The sequence below is a fragment of the uncultured Acetatifactor sp. genome, assembly GCF_948601915.1.
GTDB lineage: Bacteria > Bacillota > Clostridia > Lachnospirales > Lachnospiraceae > Acetatifactor.
The window spans coordinates 1-6,183 of record NZ_CAPDXS010000216.1 but is presented as its reverse complement, the minus strand read 5'-3'; the positions used below and the strand labels follow the sequence as shown (position 1 = coordinate 6,183).

General features: G+C 51.1%; 7 protein-coding genes. 6 read left to right on the top strand and 1 reads right to left on the bottom strand.

Annotated features, from left to right (window positions below):
• Positions 1-260 precede the first annotated feature (260 nt).
• Entirely contained in the window at positions 261-803 is a 543-nt protein-coding gene (locus tag Q2B33_RS22860) for a Uma2 family endonuclease (RefSeq protein ID WP_300573532.1), read from the bottom strand.
• A gap of 492 nt (positions 804-1,295) precedes the next feature.
• On the opposite strand from Q2B33_RS22860, the gene Q2B33_RS22855 reads away from it, so the two are divergent.
• The 6 genes from Q2B33_RS22855 (at position 1,296) to Q2B33_RS22830 (ending at position 6,084) form a co-directional block, all read left to right on the top strand.
• Entirely contained in the window at positions 1,296-1,907 is a 612-nt protein-coding gene (locus Q2B33_RS22855) for a GNAT family N-acetyltransferase (RefSeq protein ID WP_300789258.1), read from the top strand.
• A 178-nt stretch (positions 1,908-2,085) separates the two neighbouring features.
• Positions 2,086-2,640 carry a Type 1 glutamine amidotransferase-like domain-containing protein gene (locus Q2B33_RS22850; protein WP_300573526.1) on the top strand — a complete coding sequence of 185 codons (555 nt, stop codon included), beginning with the start codon at positions 2,086-2,088 and terminating at the stop codon, positions 2,638-2,640.
• A 22-nt stretch (positions 2,641-2,662) separates the two neighbouring features.
• Positions 2,663-3,442: a DUF4300 family protein gene (locus Q2B33_RS22845; RefSeq protein ID WP_300573523.1), complete on the top strand. Its 780-nt coding sequence runs from the start codon at positions 2,663-2,665 to the stop codon at positions 3,440-3,442.
• Between the two features lie 161 nt (positions 3,443-3,603).
• On the top strand, positions 3,604-4,164 hold the full coding sequence (locus Q2B33_RS22840) for an RNA polymerase sigma factor (protein ID WP_251208836.1): 561 nt from the start codon (positions 3,604-3,606) through the stop codon (positions 4,162-4,164).
• Entirely contained in the window at positions 4,161-5,342 is a 1,182-nt protein-coding gene (locus Q2B33_RS22835) for a hypothetical protein (protein WP_300573516.1), read from the top strand. The genes Q2B33_RS22840 and Q2B33_RS22835 overlap by 4 nt, the downstream gene beginning before the upstream one ends.
• Positions 5,343-5,859: 517 nt before the next feature.
• Positions 5,860-6,084, top strand: a complete 225-nt coding sequence (locus Q2B33_RS22830; RefSeq protein WP_300792116.1) for a hypothetical protein — start codon at positions 5,860-5,862, stop codon at positions 6,082-6,084.
• Positions 6,085-6,183: the final 99 nt, after the last annotated feature.

The window sequence follows — 6,183 nt, the reverse complement described above, 5'->3', positions numbered from 1 at the left end:
GAGCGCCTGGTTTGGGACCAGGAGGTCGCAGGTTCGAATCCTGTCACCCCGATTTTTTGATGGAAGCCGCAAATCCGGGATTTTACCAGTGAAATCAAGGGTTTGCGGCCTTTTGGTGCCTTATTTTGAAACCGGATTTGAAGACCAGGTCAAGCTCCCGTATCCTTACCCTTCCTGCCCTGTGCTTCTATCTTTGTCATACAATCCCGCGCTCTTTAATCATATTGTCATGGTGCGGGAGTTGCGATGTTGCAACATTTTTATAACAAATCTAACACCCTGATGCTTAAGTCATCATAAATACATACCGGGACATCATCCTCGAAAGTATATTGGTTCGACTTTTCCTCATTCTCCAGGTCATATACCATGACAGTGTTCTTTTGGGGGTTCACGATCCAGTATTCCCTGACGCCGGCAGTGCGGTACTTGAATAATTTTATCCCATAATCGTTTTGGGGGTTAGACGGGGAGGTTATCTCGATTACCCAGTCCGGGGCTCCGCTGCAGCCCCTGTCATTCAGTTTGCCTCTGTCGCATATGACGCTGATATCCGGCTCCAAATAGTTCAGGTCGTCTTCATTCAGAAATACAGCGAAGGGGGCGGGATAGACTTCACAGGTGCCATGCCTTGCGTCGATGTAGTTCCCGATGATTTTGGTAAATTGCGAAACCAGCTTCTGGTGAATCCTTATCGGTGGAGCCATCATATACATCCGTCCGTCAATCAGCTCCGCCCTCTGGCCCTCAGGCAGGGAGTATATGTCATCTATCGTATAGGTCCTTTCTTGTGCTAATGTCATGGGTAATTCCTCGCTTTCTATTTGATTTTTAGCATGCCGCAGCGCTACAATCCAGCCTGCCATTTTGTACTCCTCCCTCTGATATTGATTATGCGGTGAAAACGGAATTATTTCAATATGTTTTTAAGAATTTCTATCTGACTTCATATTTTTTCTCCAATTCATTATTTTCACGCATGGCAATATCATTCAATACCTTGTCCTGATGTGCTTCTTGTTCCGCTGTCTGACATGCATAGAAGACGGAACAGTTTTTTTAGGATAGATTCTATTATCAAAATTCTATTGTAAACAGGAGAAGCTTTTTGTATAATGAAGATATGCCATAGAAAGAGAGGGGCATCGTTTCTGGGAGGAGATTCGATTCATGATTTCAAGGAGCTTATGAAAGGCTGGCCTGATATTGCCGGAAATGCTTGAGAACCGTACACCCCGGGACAGAGAAGAGGTCCGTCTCATTTCGCCCATGGACATTCTTGTGCGGGACCAGACATGGCTGAAGACATTTTGCCAGGAGGTAGGAGAGAAGCGATGACGCATAAGGGAACTGTATATCTGGAGACACCGCGTCTGATATTGCGGCGATTTCAAAAAGAAGACCTGGAACAGATTTATTATAATTGCTGGAATGATACAGAAGTCTGGAAATGGACAAATTATGCGCCAATGAACTGTATCGCGGATGTGATGACGAACGCAAATATGTTCACGCACAACTGGCTGAGCGCGTATGAGAAGAGTGACCGCTATAGCTGGGCCATTCAGCTAAAGGAGACCGGAGAAGTGATCGGACGATATTTCGGAATGCATCCGGACGATGAGCTGCGCCAGGTCGAATTAGCATGTGAGATCGGGCGGAGCTGGTGGAATCAGGGCCTGATGACGGAGGCAACCAAAAGGGTCATCGAGTTTTTCTTTCGAGAAGTCGGGATGAACCGAATCTATGCCTGGCATGCAAATGAAAATCCGGCTTCCGGTAAAATGCAGGAAAAGGCCGGCATGAAGTGGGAGGGGACATTGCGGCAGGGATGTAAATGCAACAATGGAATATTTGACAAGGTAATGTATGCAATATTGGCGGAAGATTTTTTCAGGGAGGGCTAGGTCAGGGATGCGTGCTCGATTTTTAGGTTTTTTCAGCGGTTTTCCGACCCATCATTTTCCGGTTGGCATTGCGGAACGGCTCCGGGAAGAGCTGGCTGTCCGGGATAGCCTTGTTTTTGTAAGCGCATGGCCATCCGATTATGAGAGGAATGACAGCGACTCCACCGGAATGCATGCCATGTTTGAGGAATGCGGCATGCCCTTTGGGCGATACAGCGTGATTGACGACAGGACGGCTGTGGATGATGCCAGGCGGCTTATTCAGGAGGCGTCCTGCATCTTTCTGATGGGCGGCCATGGGGTCCGGCAGTTTCAGCTGATTCGTGACAAAGACATATGGGATGGAATCCGCAAAAGCGCCGCTGCTGTTTTAGGGGTGAGCGCAGGCGCGGGCAACATGGCAAAACGGGCCCTGGACATATGGGAATCCCATGTGCCTTATGAGGGGCTGGGATTGGCCGATATTACGATAAAGGCGCATGCAGCGCAGGAAAACCGGGAGCTGCTGCAGATTTTGTCGCAGATTTCCATGGAACAGAATCTGCCTATCTGCGCTATGGAAGATGAAAGCGCTATTTTTGTCAAGGAAAAGGAAGTTACCTATTTAGGGCGAATTCTTTTGATAAGCAATGGGAATGTCTGTCCGATGTCCCGGAAGGTATTGGAACAAATGTGGGTTGTCGGTGATTCAGGTGAAATGCCGGGGGCCTGGGAGCATTCCTCTGACTGGTGAGAAAGAGTTGGGGCTGAATAGTATGAAAAGATATCTTTGCAGAGCAGCCATAGCGGGGGTGGCAGGTATTTTTCTCTTGCTGTCTTTTGTTTCGTGCGGCAGGGCGGGTTATCAGTACAACAACCTGATTTCCGAGGAGGACATGACGGAGTTCTCGGAACTGATGGCTTCTGCCGGAATACCGGATCGGGATGCGGAGGCAGTGTTGGAATATGTGGGCATTTATTCTGGCGGCGCCTTTTCGAAAAAAGCTTTGGTGAATGGCTGGCAGCAGACCGCAAAGAGCTATCAGAAGATTTATGATTATACGAATGCCATCAATCAATACACGCAGCAGGAATTCGAGGATATAAACTGCCGACAGGCGGCTTTTATGCTATACCACAGCTTCTTTCAGGCACAGGAAACGGAAAGTTCAGGTGAGAGGCAGGAAGCCCGCGAGCTTCCGGAGTACCTAAAGGAAGAAGCCTATAAATACGATATCCTGTTTAGGCGGATTCAGATGGAGGGCACTGTGGAGGACACCGTTTTGCAGGCATGGCAGGGCAATGGCGCGGTGTTCGGGGGCGGGTCGGTGCACTTGGTTTCCCTCTGGAGCGTTGAAGACGAATCTGTATTCAATTACCATGCGGGCATTATGTTCGAGGAGGATGAGGGAGTCCTGTTCTTTGAGAAAACAGACCCCATACTGCCGTTCCAGCTCAGCCGGTTTGCGTCCGTAGATGAAATGAAAGCATATCTTTTAGGGCGCGAGGGTATCTCTGAGCAGTACGCTGTTTTGGTGGACGATAGTTCTGTATAGGCTATAGTAGCGTGATTCAACATGTAGGGAGGGGATATCTTCGGGTATTCCCTCTTTGCGCTGATGACGAAAAGATTCCGGAGACCCGGTAACCTTTCCACCCGGAACGGTGCTTATTAAGGTAGAGGCATTCCGACAGGAAGAGAAAGGGGGCGAGAGCCTTGGAGGACAGCAAGATCATCGACCTGTACCTGGGCCGCGACGAGGCGGCCGTGCGGCATACATCTGAAAAATATGGGAACCGTCTGCGGTCCTTGGCCTATGGGATTGTCAATGACCCACAGACTGCCGAAGAATGCGAAAACGATACTTACATGGAAGCATGGAGCGCGATTCCGCCCCACGAACCCAGAAGCTATCTCTACGCTTTTCTGGCGCGGATCACCCGCCATATCTCCCTGAACTGCTGCCGCAGCCGCAGCCGACTGAAGCGAAGCGCATTCATCTGTGAACTCAGCGCGGAGATGGAGCAATGCATCCCGGCCCCGGACGATGTGGAAAGCCGCGTGGACGACATGGCGCTCCGCGAAGCGATCAACGGGTTCCTCGGCACGCTGGGCCAGGAGAAGAGGAACATCTTCATACGCCGGTACTGGTATCTGGATTCCATTGCACACATCTCCCAACGCTTTTCACTGTCGGAGAGCAAGGTGAAGACCACGCTCTTTCGATGCCGCAATCAGCTTCGCGCGTATCTTGAAAAGGAGGGCTACTGGATATGAGGGGAAACGAGCTTTTGGACAAGATGGAGCTTATTGATTCTGTCTATGTAGAGGCGGCTGACGCTATGCCGAAAAGGAGAAGGGCGGCCTGGCTGAGATGGTGCGCCGCGGCGGCATGCCTCTCCCTTTTGGCCATTGCGGGGATAGAGCTTCCCCGGAAGGATGATTCCGTCCGGGTCTCCATAGGAGGGATTCCGCGGGAGTACAAAAATATGGATATCACGGCAGGCGAGTCTGCCATGGAATGGCCTTGGGAATATAAGACGGTTTCCGAGCAGTACACTACCCTGGCCATGGACGGAGAGGAATTCCTTTCGAGAGGGCCTGTCGCGGCCTCCCGTGTCGGCGATGCGCTGGGCAGATATGATGTGGGGGGCTATGATGCCTATACCGGCCAGGAGCATCATATGACAGTGGAGGTGCATCGGGTCATCGGGATTTCGGAAGACAAAATCGTGGCGGCAGAGCTGGACGAGGGATACTATGTATTCGGTCATGGCGGATATGCGCCTCCGGCAGACCTGGGCCAGATGCTGGACGACTATTCGCTGGAGCGTACCCTGCCCCTGGAGCATTTTACGGAATATGACGGATATGAGGAAAAGGGGCATTTCAGGCTAAAGGATGACGCATATGTCTGGGAGGTGCTGAACGCCTGCAGAAGCGCTGAATTCATCAAGGATGACGGCTGGACCGAAAATGGCAGGAGCTTGAGCTTCACCGCCACCTCTGACGCGCTGGGCGTCTACAAGGGGGTGTTCCGCGTCACGGAGGACGGCTATATCTGGACGAACGTATTCGATTATGCCTATCTCTTCCGGATCGGCAGGGAAGCCGCGGAGCGGATCTTCTCTTACGCGGCCGAAAACGGTATCGAAGCCGAGCCGGAGCCCTACACATCCTCCCTTGCCGGTACCCTTGCCGAAATCACGGATCGGTATATTTTAGTGGATGATACCATACTGTGCTCTGACGAAAAGGAGGGCATGCGCTTCAAAATCTATCTGGACGACGTGCGGATCAGCCGCCACATAGAGTTCGAGGGCATCGCAGTCGGAGACGTGGTCGTAGTCGGCTTTACGGGCGGCATCGACGCGGAAGGGGGAAATGTGGTGGAGGGGGCTTGTTCCCTGGCCAGGGGGTACCTGTCCGAAGAGGGCGTCTCGGTTCCGGAGTGAAGGCTTATGGGGCACGGAGGGATGCGTGGCGCAGCTATGTGCCGCTCCGGTTCAAAAGGAGATGGCGGGAAAGGTATACTGCATAACGCTGAATCCTGCCTAATGTAATCATGCGATTGAACCAGCCAGCGTTATGCAGTCTGGTTTCACGGCAAGTGAAATCGTTAAGCAGTATAAATAGAATCGGTGTTAGTCAATAAATATGTTGGTATTGCTTCACAGCACTACTAGGTTGTAGTTGTGAATATCGTATACACCATGCCAAAAGCAGCCGTTTCCAATGTTACACAGAGAATGGAACAGAGAGTCTGCCAGGCTGTTTGCACACCGGAATGCAATCGAGAATAATGCGTTGTAACGGTTAATGTATTTTGTGGCTACCCCACGGTAATGGACGTACATCTCTTATGTTTAGGCGGCACCAGAGATGGTGCTGCGATGCATAACAGTTTATAAGTTTAACCTGCACAGCTTAAAGCTTCCGATGACCAGCGGTGCCTGCTGGCCATGATGCTTCTTGACCAGGTATTTCAGGCAGTGGTGGGAGTTCTTCATAGAGGAGGATGCCCTGTTCGATGACTATAGGCTGTTCTGCGACATGGGCTCCACGAAGCTGGAAAAGGTTAACGGCAGGCTTGCAGTCATGGCGAAGTGCTTTGCCGATTACCAGAAAATCGAGGTTTCCGAGGGACTAAAGGATATGGTGGCGGAGGCGGAAGAGAAGATTGCCCGATGCACCTGAACCCTCCGACACAGGGGCGGGCAGAGATGTCTGCCCCTTTTATCAATGTGAACTTCCTGAAAAAAGTGACGCTCAATGCCGCCATGATAGGATGAAGAA